The sequence below is a fragment of the Blastopirellula sp. SH421 genome (genome assembly GCF_057808535.1).
Window position 1 is genome coordinate 219014 of the sequence record NZ_CM173712.1, and the last position, 16936, is coordinate 235949.

Genomic DNA, 16936 nt, shown 5'->3' on the forward strand with positions numbered 1-16936 from the left:
TTGCATGACGTTGAAGTCTGCCTGCAATTTACTCCCTCGGTGTGCGTCAAGACAACGTTTTTGTCTGTCTACTTCAGCGGCTTACCATTAAGCGGCTTGCCATTGGTAGTCAAGATCTGAAAGTCATGCACGCGGTAGGGACCGCTGTTGCTCCAGACGATCTGCTTGTCGGGGGTAACTTCCAAGATCTTGATCCCCTGGGTCGCGCCATAGCTGGCGATGACCGTGTTGCCGTTGGGCAGTCGCTGACAACCGCATGGATCGACCAGCGGCTGGCCGTCGAGATCCTCATTGGAAACTTGCCAGACCATTTTGCCGGCGGCGTCCAGCTCGACCACTTTGTTGCCGTGCGTCAAGCTGACCAGCGTGTTGCCGTTCTCCAGACGAATCGCCGTGAAGGGCCAGTTCTCGGCCGCACGGCCACCGAGTTCCGGCAAGTCGGTCGCTAGTTCGCGCACCACTTTTCCTTCTGGCGTATATTCCTTGACCTTGAACGCCAGCAGGTGCGGCGCCAAGTAATTACCGCTAGGCAGCTTGCGCGCCATCCGCGTCTGCATATGGGCGTTGTCGGTTTCTGGCTTCAGAGGAACTTCGACCACGATCTTGCCGCTCGGATCAACTTCTAATAGTCGCGGCTTGGCGCCTAGCTCCGAGATCAACGTGTTACCGTTCTCCAGCCGCTCGACCGTGCCAAGCTCTTGGTTCGCGCTCGATTTGACATAGTGAAACACAACCTCTTTGCCAGGCGTCAGCTCTTTTGCTTCCCCGGCCCATGCGATTAGATAATTGCCGTTGGGCAGGACAAAGCCATCGCGTGCGCCCGGTTGGCCAGAGTCCCAACTGGGCTGCCCCGCTTCGTCCAGCACGCCGGTGAAGTTAGGGCCGGCGATAAAGTAGGCGTGGCGAATCTCCTCGGCGGATAAAGCGGCTGCAATAAAAACCAACGAAAGGGAGGCAGCGAGTATTCGAGAGATCATGAAGCTGCTTTCGAAGGCATGGAACCGGGGCGGCGTAAGACGGTTCTTTATTCTAGCTAGGGAGAAAATGGGGTAGGGGCAGCGCTCGGGATCATGGTTGCGATAGTTGATCAGGTCGTCGGAGTGAAACTTTTGCTGCCGACTCAACTCCGTCCACTCGGATTGTGCGAACGGGCTGTAGACAAGATAGAAGCCTGCGAAGAGACCGCCCCCGTAAGTAAGCACAAAGTCGCGGTAGTCGCGCGGCAAGCGGATTCCCAACTTGGTTTCAACTTCTTTGAACTCTGCTTCTGAACCATTTTCGGTAACTTGCTCCGGTGGAGGAACCAGCTTTTTCAGGGCAGCCAAGGTCATTTTTTTGACTCATAATTCAGAGAGGAATCAACGAGCGATGATCCGCAATGCGGACAAAAACGAAACTCACCCGGCAGCGCCGCGCCACATTTTGAGCACGTATGACCCTCTGTTGTGCCGCGTGCTCGGATCACCTCGTCGACACGGGATCGTTGAAGAACGGTTTCGGTGCTCCAGTAAATTCTATAGCCCAGCCAGGTCAGAACGAGCAGCACGAATACTCCAAGCCCCCACGGGCCGCCAAGTTCGATTGCAATCTTCAAGCCGACCAGGATCGCGCAGATCATGACGAGTGTTGAGAAGAGTTTTGCGACGATGTATCTAGCGATTTGAGAAGCCGTTGGAATTGCGGAACTTGGTTTTTCAGTCATGAGAAAAGGCCGGTGATAGGCGTGGCTTCAAGTCGCATTCTAACGGCCAGATGGCGCTCAAACCAGCTCTTGGGGTAGGAGAACGACTCCCGCGGATACTGGGGTCTCGCCCCGTGTGCGATCTCGGAGTATCCTCAATTCAGGTTGCCACGCAGCGGCCTATTTACCCCCATGCACCCCCAGTCTCAACGGCGCTCATGAAGTACTTCTATTTTGACGAAGCGAAACAAAAAGGGATCGACGGCGGGTCTTCCAAGACGGCGACGTTGTCTGAAGTTCTGGAAGCGTGGGACGCGATGTCGGGCCAGGCGCTCTCTTTTCTGGGCGTCTCCAACGACGCCGAAATGACCGTCCAGTTCATGTGGGAAGAGGACGAATCGATGGTGATCGATATTCCGGTTCCCGAACGCAGTGGTTCTTGGACCAAAAGCGGTGATGTCGCCCAGTGCAAACAGATCATCACCGACTTCTACGCTGGCGCCGATCCGACGCAGATCGAAGGGCTGACGTTCGAAGAATGGTAGTCGGGCTGGCCGTGCCTGCCGACGAACGCGATCCATCCTTGAACTCTGAATTTTAGTGGGCCAAGCTCTAGACCGACTCAACCGGCCGGCGACTGGGGCAGAGGGATGCGATCCCTTTGCGCAGATACGCTTCTATCACATACAACACGATCGCGCCGGTCACGGCGCCCACCGTGCCGAGCAAAAAGACCGGCAGCAGCTTGTTGGGAAATAGCTTGTCGGCCGCTAGATAGAATGGCACATGCACCAGGTAAAAGTGGTACGAAAGTTCAGAGAGCTTGGCGATCTGCGCCTCGGCTTGGGGATGCAGCGTGAAGGGAATCGCGGTTGTCAGAATCGCTAGTCCGGCGATCGACACACAGGCAAAGCCGGGGTGCACCAGGAAGGTCAGCATTGCTGCGCCAATCACCACCGCCAACGTCAGCCGCGGCGAAGGACGCTTGCCCAGTTGCCCTAGCGAGAGCCCTGTCAAAAACGCCAACGTATTGGCGGCGAAGCCTGCGTCCCACCAGAGCCAGACGATCGACGCGATCACCAGCAGCGGCAACACGCGGCGATCCCATTTGACGAGGGCGGCTAGCAGATAGCAGAACAACAGCAGCGAAACAAACCAAAAGTAAATGCCGACGATATCGCCCCTGTGCGTCCAGCCGACCACGCCGGCCAGTTCGGCGATCACCAGCGACAACGGCGCTGGCTTGTACTGCACGATATAGTTGGCCGACAGGACGCCGGTCACGGCAATCCAGTAGGGCAAGTAAATCCGCGAGAGTCGTTTTGTCAGCCAGCTGACGGGATGGCCTTGTTTTCCTTGCGCCGCAAGTAGCCCGCTGATCGCGAAAAAGATCGCGACGCCGATCTGGCCAGGATCGAGCCCCAGCAGCAGTTGCGGCGGTTCACGGTTACAGATGGTGAGGATATGCTGCAGCGCCACCAAGCCCATCGCTCCCAGGCGCGCAGCATCGAGCCAAACCAAGCGGTCGATCGGCTTGGCCGGCGGCTTATCGGCCCTGGTTAAAGTGGGAGCGACGTTCATAAGGCAAGCAAGGCAAGAGAAAAAAAGAGAGCGCCACGTTATTGAAAACATAGGTTCCAAAAACGGAGCGCTCTCACCGGCTTGTCTTGCTGAATGTAGCGATTGTGCTGCTTGCCGCTCGGGGCTACTTCTCCTGCTGCAGTTTCAGCATTTCTAAGGCCAGCGCATTGCCGATGCGGCCATACCAGATGGGGCTGCCGAAGTAGTGATATGCCTGATCTGAGCCCACTTTCTTCCAGGCTTCCTCATGCTCTTTCCAATCCTTGATCAGTGCTTCTGCATTCTTGTCTACCAGCAGGTCAGTGCGAATGGTGACGACGTTGCCAGCAAACTCTGGCACGGCGTTCATTGCAAGCTGCGCAGTTTGGATTTGCTGCATCCGCTCGCTGGCCGGGCCGGAGCCATTTTGACCCAGCGCGCCGATCACCACTGGCAGGTTAGGCGAATTCCAAGCTTGACGAACATCTTGAATCAGCAGTTGCAGGTTCTGCTTGTACTCGCCGGGCGCATCATCGCCGAACATGTCGTTGAACCCTTGGAACCAGACGAAGCCAGCAATCTGCGGCGTCTTGCCTTTTAACGCTGGAAACAAGGTGTCTGCGTTTTGGAGCGTCGACTCGACCTCTTGCAGCATCGCGCGATACGAAACTCCGTACTCGGCTTGAATTTGATCCATGGTCGGCAACGGATCGTTGCGGTTTCGTTTTTCGTTGTTGTTAAGAACTTGCTGTTGGGCTTTCGCGAGTTCCTTTTGCAGCGTCTCTTCGTTTGGCAGGCCGGCGCTGGGGGGACGAAATTTTTGATAGAGCGAGTGCCCGCCCCAGGCCGTTTTGATCAGCAAGACCGGCTGATCATAGTGATCGCCGATGACCGAACCGAACTCAAGCTCCAGGCCGGTTTTGTTGGGCGAGCCATAGCCAATCGTCAGCGGACCTTGGCGATTGAGGAACTTGATGAAGACGTCATCCCGTTCGATCCATTGGCCATCGCGCCGAAATTTCGCGAACAGCGGCGCGGTCTGCGGATCGGTCGCTTGATGTTCCAGCAGCGTGTTGGCAGCTTTGCCTTCCATGTTGGATTGGCCGGCCAGGATGAAGACGGGATAGGTGTCGGCGGCAAGCAGAGACACGCAACAGACGGCAGTGAACACAGGTGCAAATAAGATTGTGATTAATCGTGACATGCTTAAACTCGTAGAGAGACGGCGAGAGGCCGAACGGCCAATTGGATGGGACAAGTAGGATCATCCTAGCGGATCTGCTGGCGGTAAGCACGAGAAAAGTGGCGGTTCGTTTGCTCGCTGCAATGCGGCGCAGCAGGTAAACTAAATACTGTTATCTTTGCAGGCATTTTGCCTTCACCCATGGTAAATTTCGTTCGATACCCTGCGGGGTTGTTGACCAGAAAGGTTTTCTTCATGTTGATGATCTGGAATCAAATCGAGCTATGGCTTCAGGAGGCTAATAAGGAAGCATACGACCAATTGCCAGGCCCGGCATCCAATCGGCACATCAATCACATGGAAGACTTGACTGGCATCTCGCTGCCAGCCGATATCGAAGAGTCGTATAAAATCCATGATGGAACTTGGGCGTTGTCTCTGTTCCCAGAAGGACCGTTGATGACTATTCAAGCCATCGAAGAAGAATGGTCTCGGTGGAACGAGTTGCTTCATGATGGTGTTCTGTCCGACACGCCTTCGAATCCGGTTGGCCCCATCAAACCGGTGCATTGGAACTCTCGCTGGCTCCCGTTAACCGAAGATGGCGGCGGTAATCACTATTGTGCTGATTTCGATCCTGATGCAGAGGGGACGATGGGACAGATTATTTGGTTTCACCACGAGATCGGGCCGGTCCGGGTTGTTGCCTGCGGATTCCGACAATGGCTGTCGCAATTCTCTTCCGACTTGACCAATGGACGCTACAAATACGAAACGGAGACCCCTTGGCAGGTCTCCTATGTCGACGAAACGGCATGAGCAGTTAACCAGACAAATTGCCCAAGCAGACGTCAGAGTTTGGTCATCGGAACAAAATATGAATTCTCATCGTGAAGCCCAGCAGCAGAATCGAGCTGACGACCAGCCAGAGGAGGTCTAAGAGAACACCGCGCTGATGAAGCAAATTCAATCCAAAGGACAAGTGCGATAGAGAAGGGCAGGCTTGGGCCTGCCGACGACACTTCCGTTAAAACTTCCCACCGGAGCTCTTTCTATGTACGCTCTTCGTTTGTTCGTCGCCGGTTTGCTGCTGAGCAGCGCAGCGATCTCCTTAGCCGCCCAGCCGCACGTTTATCTGCTCTCGGGCCAGTCGAACATGCAGGGAATCGGCAAGCTCGTTGATTTGCCGCAGAGCGTACCCGCTAAGGTTCCGCACGCGTTCTTCTGGAACGGCAAAACGTTTGAACCGCTGGTGCTGGGAGAAACCAAGCTCTCGACGCGAGCAGGCGAATTTGGTCCGGAGGTTGGCTTCGCGCTGCAGATGGCTAGCGCCGAGCACCCGGTCTATCTGATCAAGTATCACGCCAGCGGGATGCCGCTCTATCATGGTTGGAACGGGGGGAAATGGGAGGGTACCGAACCGGGCCCAAAACGCCGAAATTTTTATCCCGGCACAACCGCCGCTGACCCGAATGTCGGCACGCTCTATCAACAGATGCTCGCCATGTATCGCAAAGCGTTAACGCAACTCGCTAGGCAAGAAGACCAGCCGCAGGTGAAAGGTTTCCTGTGGATGCAGGGAGAGATGGACGCCAAAGGAGGAGAGTCAGCCGTCACCTATGCCGCCAATCTAAAACGATTGCGAGATCGGCTGGCCGCCGACCTCAATCAGAACGGAGACTTGCTGATGGTGTATGGTCAGGTACTACCGCATGAACCTGCCTCGCCGCGGTTTACCCATCGCATCGAGACGCGCCAGCAAATGGCCGACGCCGACGCGGACTCCGGCAAGCCAGCAGCAATCCCCGCCGCCAAAATGGTTTCGACTGACGGGTTCGAAGTCCTACCAGATACGGTCCACTATAGCGCAACAGGACAACTACAACTAGGCGCTGCAATGGCCACCGCAATGCAAAAGCTGGTAGCCCCCAATTAGGACAAGCCTTGCCTGCCGCTCTTCCTGCAACGTCGCGGAAAGAGCATGGGCGTCTGGCATGCGGCTAACTACGCGTGCACGCCGGCCATCAAGCGACATTCGTGAGCGCAGTGCTGACAAGCTTCGGCGCACTTCTGACAATGCTCCATGTCATGCTTCCCGCACTCCGCCGCACACGCGTCGCAGATTTTGGCGCAGAGATCACATACGTCCTCAAGATAGAGCGAACCACGGCTCATAAAAGCAGCCGCCATCCAGCACATTTCCGCGCAGTCACGATCTGTACGGATGCAGGCCGCCATCGGCGTGACGTCTTGCTCACTTAAGCAAGATTGAGCGCAGTGCTCGCACGCATGGGCACAGCGGATACAGGCTTCAATACATTCGCGAATCTTATCAGTCGACATTTTTCTACTCCTTTGGTAATCGATGGAGGTAGGGCGCCTCTACGAGCGCATGGAGCGCATAAAAGATTGAGCCCGCAAACATCGCGCCATTCTGCGGGGCGACAGTAAGATAAGCGGAAGTCGCCGCCAATTAAAAAGATAGGAGTGGAAAGCCGAGTAAACGCTGTCGCTATCGTTCGCCTAATGCTGGGCATTCAGCGATCGCGCTGAACGCCGAGCGGTCGCCTCCGGTTCCACTTGAACGAAGTATCGACACGACGCTTGTGTTTTGTTGAACCGGTTCCTTCCTTGCGGCGGCCAATTATAGTGGAAGCAACAGCTCTCCCCCGGCTTGGCCCTTTTTGCAGTTCATCGCATGACGACGGATCCAATTATTTCCACGACATCGCCGCCCACGTTGGCCTACTTGCTGACTTGGACATCGCAAGGAACGAGAATGCAAGGGAAAGCGGCGCCTAGTGGGGGAACAGCCACTGCTGCAAAGCGTAATGGGAGAGCGGGGCGACCTGTTTCGTTTTCGGTCGCGCAGCGAGAAGTGGTCGAAGATGCGATTCGCGACTGCTGCGAAAGCCAAGGTTGGAATCTGGTCGCCGCGACTTGCCGGTCCAATCACGCGCATGCGCTGATCAACGCCGTGGCCGAGCCTGAGGAGATCTTGCAACAGTTGCAAGCGGCTTCTTCGCAGCAGTTGAATCTTACTGGACCGCAACGCGAAGCTTGGTGGGAAGTAGGCGGCAACGCCCGCGCGTTGACGAATCCGAATGGCCTGGATGCGGCGATCTTTTATATCCGTGTGATATTGTCACGGATGTAATGAAAACGTCGTTTGGCAGGGCGGCAGACACGGGATGCCCTACGATTTGCGCGCTGTCCAGGTCCAGTGTCGATCGCTGGTGGTTTGAATTGTTTCGGGGGCGAAGCCTAGCGGAGTAGCGAGCTCGCGGATCTCGTCAATTGTCAGCGCCGCACGCAGTGAATCGCCAAAGAGTCGGCGCTCAATCTCGTTCGATCCGCCGTAGGTTGTGACCAGCCGCGTTAGTTTCTCTTCAGTGTTGGGGCGTAGCAAATCGCGGACGAAGATCATCCCGCCTGCACGCGTTACACGAACAATCTCTTGCAGCGTTGGCAGCGGATCTTCTAGGTGATGCACAATGCTGTTGGAGATTACCAAGTCAAACATTTCGCTTTCATAGCCGGTGTCTGCGGCGTCGACCTGCGCCAGTTGAATCCGCTCGAGCATGCCGTCCATGTCGACGTTCGCCTTGGCAAGATTGAGCATTGCGGTCGACATATCGATCGCCATGACGCGCGCCATCGGCAATTTTTTGCAAAGCGCGATTGGAATCAATGCGGTGCCGGTGCCGACATCCAGCACATCAAGAAACGTGTCATAGTTGGTCGCGGGATCGAGCGAGAATGCATCATCTAGGTCTGCGACAAACTGGGCGTTGACCGCCGAGTGATCCATCGCGTCATAGGCGGCCGCTGCTTGCGGATCGTCCATCACCTCTTCTTCTAAGATGCGAATGATCATGTCGTCTCCTTCCAATCGTCGGTTGATTCTGAATCAGGCGATTCTGCCGGGCGGCAATAGTGGATCGCGACCAGCACCGCCGCCGCCGATAAATAGGCGGCCAGCAGATAGACCGGCGTTTGGCCTGCTGCGGTCGCCGGAAATTGTTCGACCGCCCAAGGCCATACTACTGGACTGCCAGGCAACGGGGAATGGATCACGCCGAACAGCGCAAACAGGCCACACATCCCAAAGAAGCCGGCCGCCGTCAGCAAGCGGCGGTCAATAATCATCGCCAGCGCCGACGCCCACATCAAGCTTGTGAGAATGAACCCGCCCGATAGCATCCGCAGCGTTTGCAGTTTAACTCCTAGGGGACCAAAGAAGTTCCCCTGCGAGAACGACTGCATGGTTTCGGCTGTAGTTTTCACTTTGTCGAGTCCCGCCGTGTCGGGCGGCAACTGATCAATAGCCGACATCAACTGCGCCGATCGCTCCATGTATTGTCCCTGAGCATCGTCAACAAAGACCAGCACTAAAGCCGCGAGCGCCGGAATGCAGGCCAGCGATACCGCGGCATAATGCCTTTTGGAAGTCGCAAGAAAGCTTTGCGCGGTGATCTCTAGCCCGATGAAGACCAAGATCGGAAAGACCGTCGACTTAGGGACAAGCCAATAGAGATAGCCAAAGTAGCCCAGCGTGCCGGCGCCGCCGACAAAGATCGCTGTCGCTAATACATATGCCGACCGTCCTCCCATTGCTTTGTAGGCGGGGTGACCGATGTACGGCGTGGTTTGAATCACGCCGCCGCAGAGTCCCGCGATCAAGGTAGCGATCGCTTCGACCAGGATGATCCGGTTGGTGTCGTATTCGTCACCCACCGCGGCGGCGCTTTCCACGCAATCAATGCCGCCGATGACCGTTCCCAGTGCAAACGGAATCACCACCGGCAAGTAATGGAGCGCATCTCCCAACTGGTCGATCCAACCAAACCGGAAGACCGCCAGCCAATCGGTAGGCAACAGTCCTTCTCGAGGGTTAAACGGCAGCTCCTCTTGCGACGCTCCCAAGATTCCCATAGCCGACATCAGGTAATAGATGGACCCAGCGATCAGCAGTGCTGCAAACGCGCCAGGGATCTGCTTGGGCAACCCAATCCGGGCAACCAGCGTGGTCAAGATGATCGCAAATGCGGTCATGCCGACGACCGGGTAATGCATCGCTTCGACAAACGGCAGAAAGCTGATCAGCACCAGAGCTACTGCCGCTAGCGAGCCGAGCAAACCTGCCCGCGGGAGGAACCTGCGTATCCAGCCTGACCCGAAGGCGCACACAACTTTAAACAAGCCGCTGATGACAATCGAGCAAATCCCGATGTGCCACGTATAAACAGCGGCCTCTGTTTCACTGAGTTGTAAATTGTACTGAGCGTGGTTAAAGGCCGGCCCCAAAACAAAGAAGACCATGCCAAACGTGCTGGGGGTATCAAGCCCTAACGGCATAGCAGTAACGTCGTTACGTCCTGTTCGGCGAGCTAGGGCCAGGGCCATAAAGAAGAAGGCCAGGTCGCCTACAAACACTCCAATCGCGGTTCCCGGAGCCATGTGCGAGATCGCGAAGTTTGTAGGAAAGTCAAAAACCGTTGCTAGCAGACCAATCGTTAAAAGCAGATCGGCGATGTTATCTAACATCAAGCCAAAGAAGGCGTTAACGTCGCCAGCAGCCGCCCATTGAGGATGCTTCTTGGTCATTTCTGGCTGTCCTGGCACGGTGTTTGCAATTAGTTCGATCGTGAGTTTAGGAGGCTAGTTGCACGCTGTCAAATCGGCGGATTTTGCTCCCCCCAGAGCGTTTGTTGCGATCATTCATGGTAGGATGGTCGGCAAACTGATCCGACGACAAGCGAGCGACGATCCAAGAGGACTCCCGGCAGCCCGGGAGAAATCTGGGCCTTTTTGGAATGGATGTCGAACCGTCGCCCACTTGCCGCGTAAGTAATCATGACAGCCACACTTGAAATGACGCAGAGCGCTTCGGAGTTTACCTATCTCGAACCGATGTCCGACGAAGAGTTAATTCTCGGATACCGGGAAACGGGAGATCGTGAGCTATTTGAAAGCCTCGTCAATCGCTACGAGCGGGAGTTGTTCAACTACCTGCGACGCTATCTGAATGACGCAGAAATGGCGGAAGACGCTTTTCAGGCCACTTTTTTACAAGTGCACCTGAAATGCGAATCTTTTGAGGAAGGACGAAGATTCCGTCCTTGGCTCTACACGATCGCTACCAACCAAGCGATCGACGCCCAACGTCGTTCAAAACGGCATCGCATGGTCAGCCTGAACCGAACCGGTCGAGAAGACTCTGACGAAATCGGAGGTCTGATCGACTTGTTGGTCAGCGGTGAACCGGCTCCTGCCACGCAGATTGACGATGCCGAGCGCCAGACGTACATGCAAGAGGCAGTCAAGCAACTGCCGGAAACGTTGCAGGAAGTCGTGATCTTGGTTTATTACCAAGGTCTGAAATACCGCGAAGCGGCCGACATCCTGGGCATTCCGGTCGGAACTGTTAAAAGCCGACTGCACTCCGCCGTTCTGAAGCTGACCGAAGCTTGGAACCGCACTTACGCCAACGACGACTATGATGCGTGACAATCTATTAGGTTATCTGCTAAACGCCCTCGAAGAGGACGAAACGCGCGACGTCGAACTTCTGGCCGAGCGCTCACCAGAAACCCAACAAGAGCTGCAAAGTCTTCAATCGCACCTTGACCTGCTCGAAAACAGCTGGGTCGATGTTGCTCCGCCCGCCGGATTAGCCGCGCGGGCTTGTGCGTTTCTTGATGCTCCTGTGGTTCGGGCCGCATCAGCCGCTGCGCTGGCTGGCGCGCCAGACCACGATACCCATGACTTGCCGCTCGAAGATCGTCCCATCGCCAAAGGGAGCCGCGCATTCAGCGCCTTGGCCTCTGATTCTTCTCGGTTCACTATGGCCGACATGTTGGTCGCGGCTGGCGCTTGTTTGGCTGCCGCTGTGATCTTCTTCCCCGCTTTGGCCAGCAGCCGAATGTTGGCTGCTCGCTTGCAGTGCGAAAACAATTTGCACCAAGTTGGCATGGCCCTGCACGAGTTCGCCTATCAAAACAAACAGCATGCCTATCCCGCGATCGAAACCGATGGCCCCGCTGACTTTGCGGGATCCTTTGGTCTGCCGCTGGTCGAGCAAGGCTTTTTGAAGTCGCCCGAGTATTTAAGCTGTGCGGCTAACCGCCCTCAGGACTGTAAGTTCCATTTGCCCACGCTGCACGAAGTCGCCCAGGCCGCGCCTGCCAAAATTCCGGGACTCCATAAGAATTTTGAACTGGTCTACAACTACAACCTTGGATCGCAGCAAAACGGCCAGGTCAGCCCGCCGCAAATGCAGGGGCGCGCCGACTATCCTGTCGCGTCGGATATTGTGCGAGTTGTTGACAAGGGGGAATTGGCCCCCAATGGGCATGGTGTAACCGGGGTCAATGTTCTTTACGATGACGGGCACGTCGATTTCAAACAGTTAGAGGAGTTGCCCGAGATGGCCCGGCCCTACTACTTTAACGACCTGGGTAAGGTCGAAGCCGGTATCAACGAGAACGATCCTGTCCTAGGCAGCGGCTTCACCAAGGCGCTTTCCAGCCACTAACTTCTCAACGATTTGTGAAAAATAGCGGGATAGAGCGTTACATAAACGTAGATTCTCGATAGATTAGGGGAGCTTCGCCCAGCGAAGCCGCTTTTCTCCCCCGGAACACCTTCGATTTTTCGACTGATTATTATGCGCCGCACCGGCGATTCGACCACGATATATACGCGTACGTTGATCCAAGATTCATTGCAACTTGGTTTCTTTATCGGCGCTGGGCTCGGCATTTTGGCCGGCGCAGCAGTCGGCGTTTATCTGCATGAAAATCTGCTCTGCCAGGCGATCGGCTTGGGTGTGGGCGGAAGCTTGGGTGCGCTCTACGGCTGGAGAAACGGCCTGCGTCGAGCTCGCTTGGCTGCTCAACAAGTTTCGGTCGGGTAATCGCTAGAAGTTGAAGTAGTAGTAGACAATGATCTGCTTGCTTACCTCATCTCGAACCACGATGTATTGATCGGCTTCCTCGCCGATTCGATAGCGCAGGCTGCCCCATAGCGGGACTTCGCGATCTTTGTCGGTCCACCAATCGTCCGGCAGCCGAGCCAAATCGTCGCGAACGTCATTTCGTAGCGATTCTAGCGGCATAAGATCCAAGCGACGGGTCAATAACTCGAGCGTCTCGGCGGAGTCAGGCATCCGCACGATCGCCGTTTCGTCGGGGTGCACTTCGATGCGATAGACTTCCCACTTCGAGACATCTAGCCCTTCACGCTCCATCGCCGCAGACAGCTCTTGGATCGGCACCGGCCAGGTCGCTGGCTCGACCAGCGGACCGGATTGATCGACTGACGCCCACTGCCGCGCCATAAAGAAAAAGAGAAACGCGAGCGCGGCAAGAGCACACGTGACGCACAGCAGGAATTGGCATAAACGCCTGAATATGGTCGCCATCGCCATCGTCATTGATCTTGTTAGAGCTTAGTGAGATTGCTTTATCTAATCTACTCTCCCGCCAATTCCAGCATCTTGCTAACCGTCCTCCAGTTTCGTGCGGTCGTGGCCACGCCCAGATAGCGATCCACCTTCGCCGCCAATTTCGAGCGACCAATTCCGCTGGGTGCATGCAGATAGAAAACCTCTCCGGCGAGCAGAAATGATTCGTCCGGCGCTTTCAGCGCTTCGAGCGCCGCAAGATCGGGCTTCTTCGCCGGCGCAGTAAGAATGAAGAAGTGAAGCGACTTGTGATCGTCTTCTGCAGCAGGAAATGGATTCGCGGCGACGATCGCTTCCAACTGATGTTGCTCTAGCAAAACGACCAGCGGGGCGAATCCTTTGGCGGCTTCAATCGCGGCGGTGATCTCGGTCGCCAGTTTAACGCGACTCCGCTGCTTCGCTTTGAACGCTGCGTTTCCGCTTTGGATGTAGGTTATGACCTGGGAGCAGTCGAGCGATTCGAGAATGGCGACTAACTCTTTCATCGGCAGCTTGTGCTTGCCGCCGACGTTGATTCCGCGAAAGAAGGCCAGGTAGCTGGGCATGATTACGCTTCCGCTTCGCCAGTCGCTTCAGCGGCTTGCTCTGACGGATGTTCTTCCCATGGATTCTCCCAACGTCCCCAACCAGCCAGATACTCTTGGAAGACCGCGATTTCGCCGGCTCGTTGTTCAAGCCAAGATTTTGTTTGCTCGATCAACCCTTGTTCGCGTTCTAGGGTGATCATCCCCAGTAAGACCGCCGTTCGCAGGAACACAAAATAGGTGTCTAGCACGTCGCAGCGGCAGTAGTCGTTGATCTCGGTCAGGCGGCCTTCGTCGTAGAGATCTTGGACCATGTTTCCTTCGATTCCCATCTTGCCGGGCTTACCGAGCAAGTTGGCCGCCAGATTCAAGCCGCCGGTAAAGCGGGTGGCGCCATAATTGGTTAGCACGTCATGCAGGTCGAAATGTGCGTCGACGTTATAGCGATTCCGCGGCAACTCAAAGCTTTTCCCGTGCATCTGAAACCACTCTGGCACGCTAATCCCAAAGCGGAACGCGGCCAGCTCTAGCAGCGGGACATCGAACGAGCGACCGTTGAAGGTGACGAAGGTCGGTTTGCGATATGCTTTCCAGCCGCGCCAAAAATTCTCGGCAATGACCGGTGGGCGATAATGGGGCTCGTCGAGCAGGACCTGGTCAACCAGGTTGAACTCGGCGTCGACCTTGGCGATCGCGACCGACACCGGCATCTGGAAAGTGTACGGGATGAAGTCCGAACCCTTCTCGGCCATCAGCTCGCCGCGAAACCGAGCGATCGCTTCGGCAGCCGAAAGTCCTTCGCCGGGATACTTGATCTTCGAGACTAGCGCCCCATCGGCGACGCTCTCGATATCGAAAACGAAATAGCGAATCGGTTTGGCGTTCATCGTGCGAGTCCTTCCTGCAAAGTATCCGATGTGCAGATTACCAGATTCGCATGCTGAAGACGACTTGTCCGGGGCTAGTGAGAGTGCATTCTTGGCCTGGTGGAAGCTTCGTCGCGAGAATGTTCATGAGCACCATGACCAATATGGGGCTCTGATTTCATCGATAACTCATTGTTCCAGTGATGAGAGACAGGTTCTACATTGCCGGCATTGTCAACGGCGTAGGCGACGATTGGGGCTACAGAATCGGCCGGCAGCTCGACTTCCCACTGAGCGAAATCATCGCGGAGTGAACGTGCTGATGTACCGGAAACGTCTACTCTCGTGACCAGATTGTTGTCGATCGCTACTCCTTGCACGATCCATCCGCCGTTGGATTGTTCTCGAATATTCGTGATCACAGTAACAGGTGGTAGGTCGTCTTTTTCGCGATAGTTAGGAAAGCTCGGCTGCGTATCCCCCATTTCAATCGCCGGGCCATGGCCACCCATCGGAAAGAAGATCGAATGGGCATGCATTTGCTTGAAGGAGATATTGTCGTACTGATGCAGGTCAATGATGGAGCGCCAAATGCCGTAATTGCAATCGAAAACATCGAGTCCGTCAATTTTTACGACAGGACAAAAGGTATGAAACGCCCAGTGAGTGTCCCAGGCTCGAAAGTTGCGAATGACAAATGGATGGGCAGCGTCAGGCCCGACTCCTTGGGTCGTTCCGCCGATCGAACTAGCGAAGTCGGCGCTGGTTCGATCGTCGCCGAACTGCTGATAAGTCAAACCGCGAATACCTCCCAGGTTGAAGCCAAACCTGCGATGACAGTGGACTTCGTTATCGTCAAAACAAATGAACGGCAATGTCCGGACATCGACCGATTTCATCGTGCCGTCCGGTTGCATTACGGCAAGGCGCGGATCAAAATCCTTGGTTTTTTCTGCTTCAAAACGAAAGCCATGTTGGTCGCATTCTACAGCGACATTCCGTGTAAACGCATTAAGGCTGTTGGCCCACCAAAATCCGGCGCCATCATTTAAATCAAAGGGCAAGACTTGCTCGGGCAGCGGTTTTCCGACAAGCGCCTGCACCGCCAGATTATGATCAAAGATGTTGTAAGTTTCGCTGCCATCTTCCAGAAAGTAGCCATGGCCAATGCTTTGATAGCCGACGTTGTCGCGGATAACCAAGTACTGCGTCCCATGGACAGTGATCCAGCGATTACCGCTGTCCCAGATGGAAGCGCCGATGACCGAGCTCCCGCGCATTGAATCCGCCGCCAAGTGAAAGTGGATTGGATAACGGCCCAGAACGCCTTCTTTACCTAGATGTCGAAATTCGGCATATCCAATCGATCCCAAAGAGCCATGGTGATACATCGTGTGCCCGCGAGCGCCAGATGGATCGGCGGACTCGATAATTACATTTCGCGAAAGATTGGCCACTTCGGCACTGTATTCTCCGCCACGATGCGATAATTTCAGAGGTTCGTCCAGCGTCAATGTTTGTAGCGATCCGGCCGCCATGCTATTGCCGCCGCGTTGTTGCAGCAGACCCCCCAAGCGTCGAATTTCAGAAGCAGGTTGATCGCTAACATGTTCGGTCTGGGTGCCGGCGATCGGCTCTTGCCGAAACGTTCCAGTGATTAGCAATTGATCGCCGGCGTTCCAGCCTTGTACTTCCTCGGCAAGAAATAATCGCGTTGCGCCAGCATCAGCGGTTCGCGTAAGTTTTACCCAGGTCCGACTAAGCGGAGCTCCATGGATTTCCATTCTCCCGCCGCAGCAGACGATCGCCGGCCATGATTTCAGATCGGTCCCCTGGATCGCGTGCAATCGAATGATGCAGCGATTTTCCGCAGAAATTGGCTTATTCGGTGTGCCGATCAATAATTCGGCACGAGGACCCATCGAATGCGTTTCAACATGCTCCAAATCGCAGTCAAACCCATCTTCGACGACATCGTCTCCCGCTTGTACGCGCAGCAGACCTACTTCCAATCGCGTATCGAGTTCTGTCGCAAATGTAAGTCGTCCTGAGACATGGACCGAACGAATCACTTCAGGCGATTCGACGTCATAAGTGACATCGTGTCCTGAGTGGATTAGCACGATGTCACCCTGGCGCGGAATTCGGTTGGCGTCCCAGGTCGCCGCTAGGGACCATAGTCCGTTTCCAACCGATGTAATGATCGGTGGCTGGGCTGCGTTTGCTGCTTGAGCAGCCAATAGGATGCAAGTGACGGCGCTGAAAATAGAAGCGATGTACAAGAGTCCGCGCATAAGACGCATCTTTCGGTTACTTCAAATGGAAGGGTTCAAGTTCACTCGTTTCATCCTCAATCGTCACTTGCCATTTTGAATTTCCAGGATTCGCATACTTTCCTTTTAGGCGATCCGGGAGCGAGTCGCCATTGGTAAGCAACTGGGTTTTGGTCGCTTCCGGCAATCGATCGTCAGGCCAGTTTAGCGTGACGTCCCATGTGCCATTTGGCGCTCCATCGCCTGCGACATAGGTTGTCAAATGAAACACGCCTGAGGAGTCTGTCGTTCCGTTAGGATAAATCGCGGCGGACTTCACGGCAGAACTTTCGCTTGGATGCAGCAACACTTGTACGCCAGCGGCCGGCTTTTCTCCAAGGAG

The 16936-nt window shown here is 55.4% G+C and carries 20 protein-coding genes; 7 read left to right on the forward strand and 13 right to left on the reverse strand.

Translation table 11 applies throughout. The features are described from left to right. Nucleotides 1-68: 68 nt before the first annotated feature. Both SH421x_RS00855 and SH421x_RS00860 read right to left on the reverse strand, forming a co-directional pair. The gene (locus SH421x_RS00855; protein WP_488853405.1) at nucleotides 69-1331 is read right to left on the reverse strand and encodes an SMI1/KNR4 family protein; all 1263 of its coding nucleotides are present in this window, start codon (nucleotides 1329-1331) and stop codon (nucleotides 69-71) included. After that, the gene (locus SH421x_RS00860) at nucleotides 1328-1702 is read right to left on the reverse strand and encodes a zinc ribbon domain-containing protein (RefSeq protein ID WP_488853406.1); all 375 of its coding nucleotides are present in this window, start codon (nucleotides 1700-1702) and stop codon (nucleotides 1328-1330) included. Before SH421x_RS00860 ends, SH421x_RS00855 begins: the two co-directional genes overlap by 4 nt. 197 nt (nucleotides 1703-1899) lie before the next feature. Here SH421x_RS00860 and SH421x_RS00865 point away from each other — a divergent pair, with 197 nt between their 5' ends. Further along, the gene (locus SH421x_RS00865; RefSeq protein WP_488853407.1) at nucleotides 1900-2226 is read left to right on the forward strand and encodes a hypothetical protein; all 327 of its coding nucleotides are present in this window, start codon (nucleotides 1900-1902) and stop codon (nucleotides 2224-2226) included. Nucleotides 2227-2293: 67 nt separating this feature from the next. Here the strand turns inward: SH421x_RS00865 and SH421x_RS00870 are convergent, their stop codons facing one another. The 3 genes from SH421x_RS00870 to SH421x_RS00880 all read right to left on the reverse strand — a co-directional run bounded on the left by SH421x_RS00870 (nucleotide 2294) and on the right by SH421x_RS00880 (nucleotide 4681). Then, nucleotides 2294-3262: an acyltransferase family protein gene (locus tag SH421x_RS00870; RefSeq protein WP_488853408.1), complete on the reverse strand. Its 969-nt coding sequence runs from the start codon at nucleotides 3260-3262 to the stop codon at nucleotides 2294-2296. A gap of 124 nt (nucleotides 3263-3386) precedes the next feature. Further along, nucleotides 3387-4445, reverse strand: coding sequence for a sialate O-acetylesterase (locus SH421x_RS00875; RefSeq protein ID WP_488853409.1), 1059 nt, complete (start codon nucleotides 4443-4445; stop codon nucleotides 3387-3389). A gap of 65 nt (nucleotides 4446-4510) precedes the next feature. Then, nucleotides 4511-4681, reverse strand: a complete 171-nt coding sequence (locus SH421x_RS00880; RefSeq protein ID WP_488853410.1) for a hypothetical protein — start codon at nucleotides 4679-4681, stop codon at nucleotides 4511-4513. Here SH421x_RS00880 and SH421x_RS00885 point away from each other — a divergent pair. Both SH421x_RS00885 and SH421x_RS00890 read left to right on the forward strand, forming a co-directional pair. Next, entirely contained in the window at nucleotides 4680-5243 is a 564-nt protein-coding gene (locus SH421x_RS00885) for an SMI1/KNR4 family protein (protein WP_488853411.1), read from the forward strand. The genes SH421x_RS00880 and SH421x_RS00885 overlap by 2 nt on opposite strands. Before the next feature lie 235 nt (nucleotides 5244-5478). Further along, nucleotides 5479-6360, forward strand: a complete 882-nt coding sequence (locus tag SH421x_RS00890) for a sialate O-acetylesterase (RefSeq protein WP_488853412.1) — start codon at nucleotides 5479-5481, stop codon at nucleotides 6358-6360. A 68-nt stretch (nucleotides 6361-6428) separates the two neighbouring features. On the opposite strand, the gene SH421x_RS00895 is transcribed toward SH421x_RS00890, so the two are convergent. Further along, a complete protein-coding gene (locus tag SH421x_RS00895; RefSeq protein ID WP_488853413.1) occupies nucleotides 6429-6767 on the reverse strand; it encodes a four-helix bundle copper-binding protein in 339 nt (112 codons plus the stop codon). 355 nt (nucleotides 6768-7122) lie between these two features. Here SH421x_RS00895 and SH421x_RS00900 point away from each other — a divergent pair, with 355 nt between their 5' ends. After that, nucleotides 7123-7581 (forward strand): transposase, encoded by a 459-nt coding sequence (locus tag SH421x_RS00900; RefSeq protein WP_488853414.1) that lies wholly within the window; start codon nucleotides 7123-7125, stop codon nucleotides 7579-7581. Nucleotides 7582-7620: 39 nt separating this feature from the next. Here SH421x_RS00900 and SH421x_RS00905 read toward each other — a convergent pair whose 3' ends face one another. Together SH421x_RS00905 and SH421x_RS00910 are read right to left on the reverse strand one after the other, a co-directional pair. Further along, the gene (locus SH421x_RS00905; protein ID WP_488853415.1) at nucleotides 7621-8301 is read right to left on the reverse strand and encodes a class I SAM-dependent methyltransferase; all 681 of its coding nucleotides are present in this window, start codon (nucleotides 8299-8301) and stop codon (nucleotides 7621-7623) included. Next, complete coding sequence (locus SH421x_RS00910; protein WP_488853416.1) at nucleotides 8298-10031, reverse strand: permease; 1734 nt, start codon at nucleotides 10029-10031, stop codon at nucleotides 8298-8300. Before SH421x_RS00910 ends, SH421x_RS00905 begins: the two co-directional genes overlap by 4 nt. Nucleotides 10032-10280: 249 nt before the next feature. On the opposite strand from SH421x_RS00910, the gene SH421x_RS00915 reads away from it, so the two are divergent. From SH421x_RS00915 to SH421x_RS00925, 3 genes are all read left to right on the forward strand, one after another. Next, on the forward strand, nucleotides 10281-10934 hold the full coding sequence (locus tag SH421x_RS00915; protein ID WP_488853417.1) for an RNA polymerase sigma factor: 654 nt from the start codon (nucleotides 10281-10283) through the stop codon (nucleotides 10932-10934). Next, nucleotides 10924-11961, forward strand: a complete 1038-nt coding sequence (locus SH421x_RS00920; RefSeq protein WP_488853418.1) for a DUF1559 family PulG-like putative transporter — start codon at nucleotides 10924-10926, stop codon at nucleotides 11959-11961. The genes SH421x_RS00915 and SH421x_RS00920 overlap by 11 nt, the downstream gene beginning before the upstream one ends. 132 nt (nucleotides 11962-12093) lie before the next feature. Then, on the forward strand, nucleotides 12094-12342 hold the full coding sequence (locus tag SH421x_RS00925; protein ID WP_488853419.1) for a hypothetical protein: 249 nt from the start codon (nucleotides 12094-12096) through the stop codon (nucleotides 12340-12342). Between the two features lie 3 nt (nucleotides 12343-12345). Here the strand turns inward: SH421x_RS00925 and SH421x_RS00930 are convergent, their stop codons facing one another. The 5 genes from SH421x_RS00930 to SH421x_RS00950 form a co-directional block, all read right to left on the reverse strand. After that, entirely contained in the window at nucleotides 12346-12855 is a 510-nt protein-coding gene (locus SH421x_RS00930; protein ID WP_488853420.1) for a hypothetical protein, read from the reverse strand. A gap of 44 nt (nucleotides 12856-12899) precedes the next feature. Further along, nucleotides 12900-13436 carry a DUF1697 domain-containing protein gene (locus SH421x_RS00935; protein WP_488853421.1) on the reverse strand — a complete coding sequence of 179 codons (537 nt, stop codon included), beginning with the start codon at nucleotides 13434-13436 and terminating at the stop codon, nucleotides 12900-12902. A 2-nt stretch (nucleotides 13437-13438) separates the two neighbouring features. Continuing rightward, on the reverse strand, nucleotides 13439-14302 hold the full coding sequence (locus SH421x_RS00940; RefSeq protein ID WP_488853422.1) for a 3'-5' exonuclease: 864 nt from the start codon (nucleotides 14300-14302) through the stop codon (nucleotides 13439-13441). Nucleotides 14303-14376: 74 nt separating this feature from the next. After that, on the reverse strand, nucleotides 14377-16575 hold the full coding sequence (locus SH421x_RS00945; RefSeq protein ID WP_488853423.1) for a G8 domain-containing protein: 2199 nt from the start codon (nucleotides 16573-16575) through the stop codon (nucleotides 14377-14379). Nucleotides 16576-16591: 16 nt separating this feature from the next. Further along, nucleotides 16592-16873, reverse strand: a complete 282-nt coding sequence (locus SH421x_RS00950; RefSeq protein ID WP_488853424.1) for a hypothetical protein — start codon at nucleotides 16871-16873, stop codon at nucleotides 16592-16594. Nucleotides 16874-16936 lie beyond the last annotated feature (63 nt).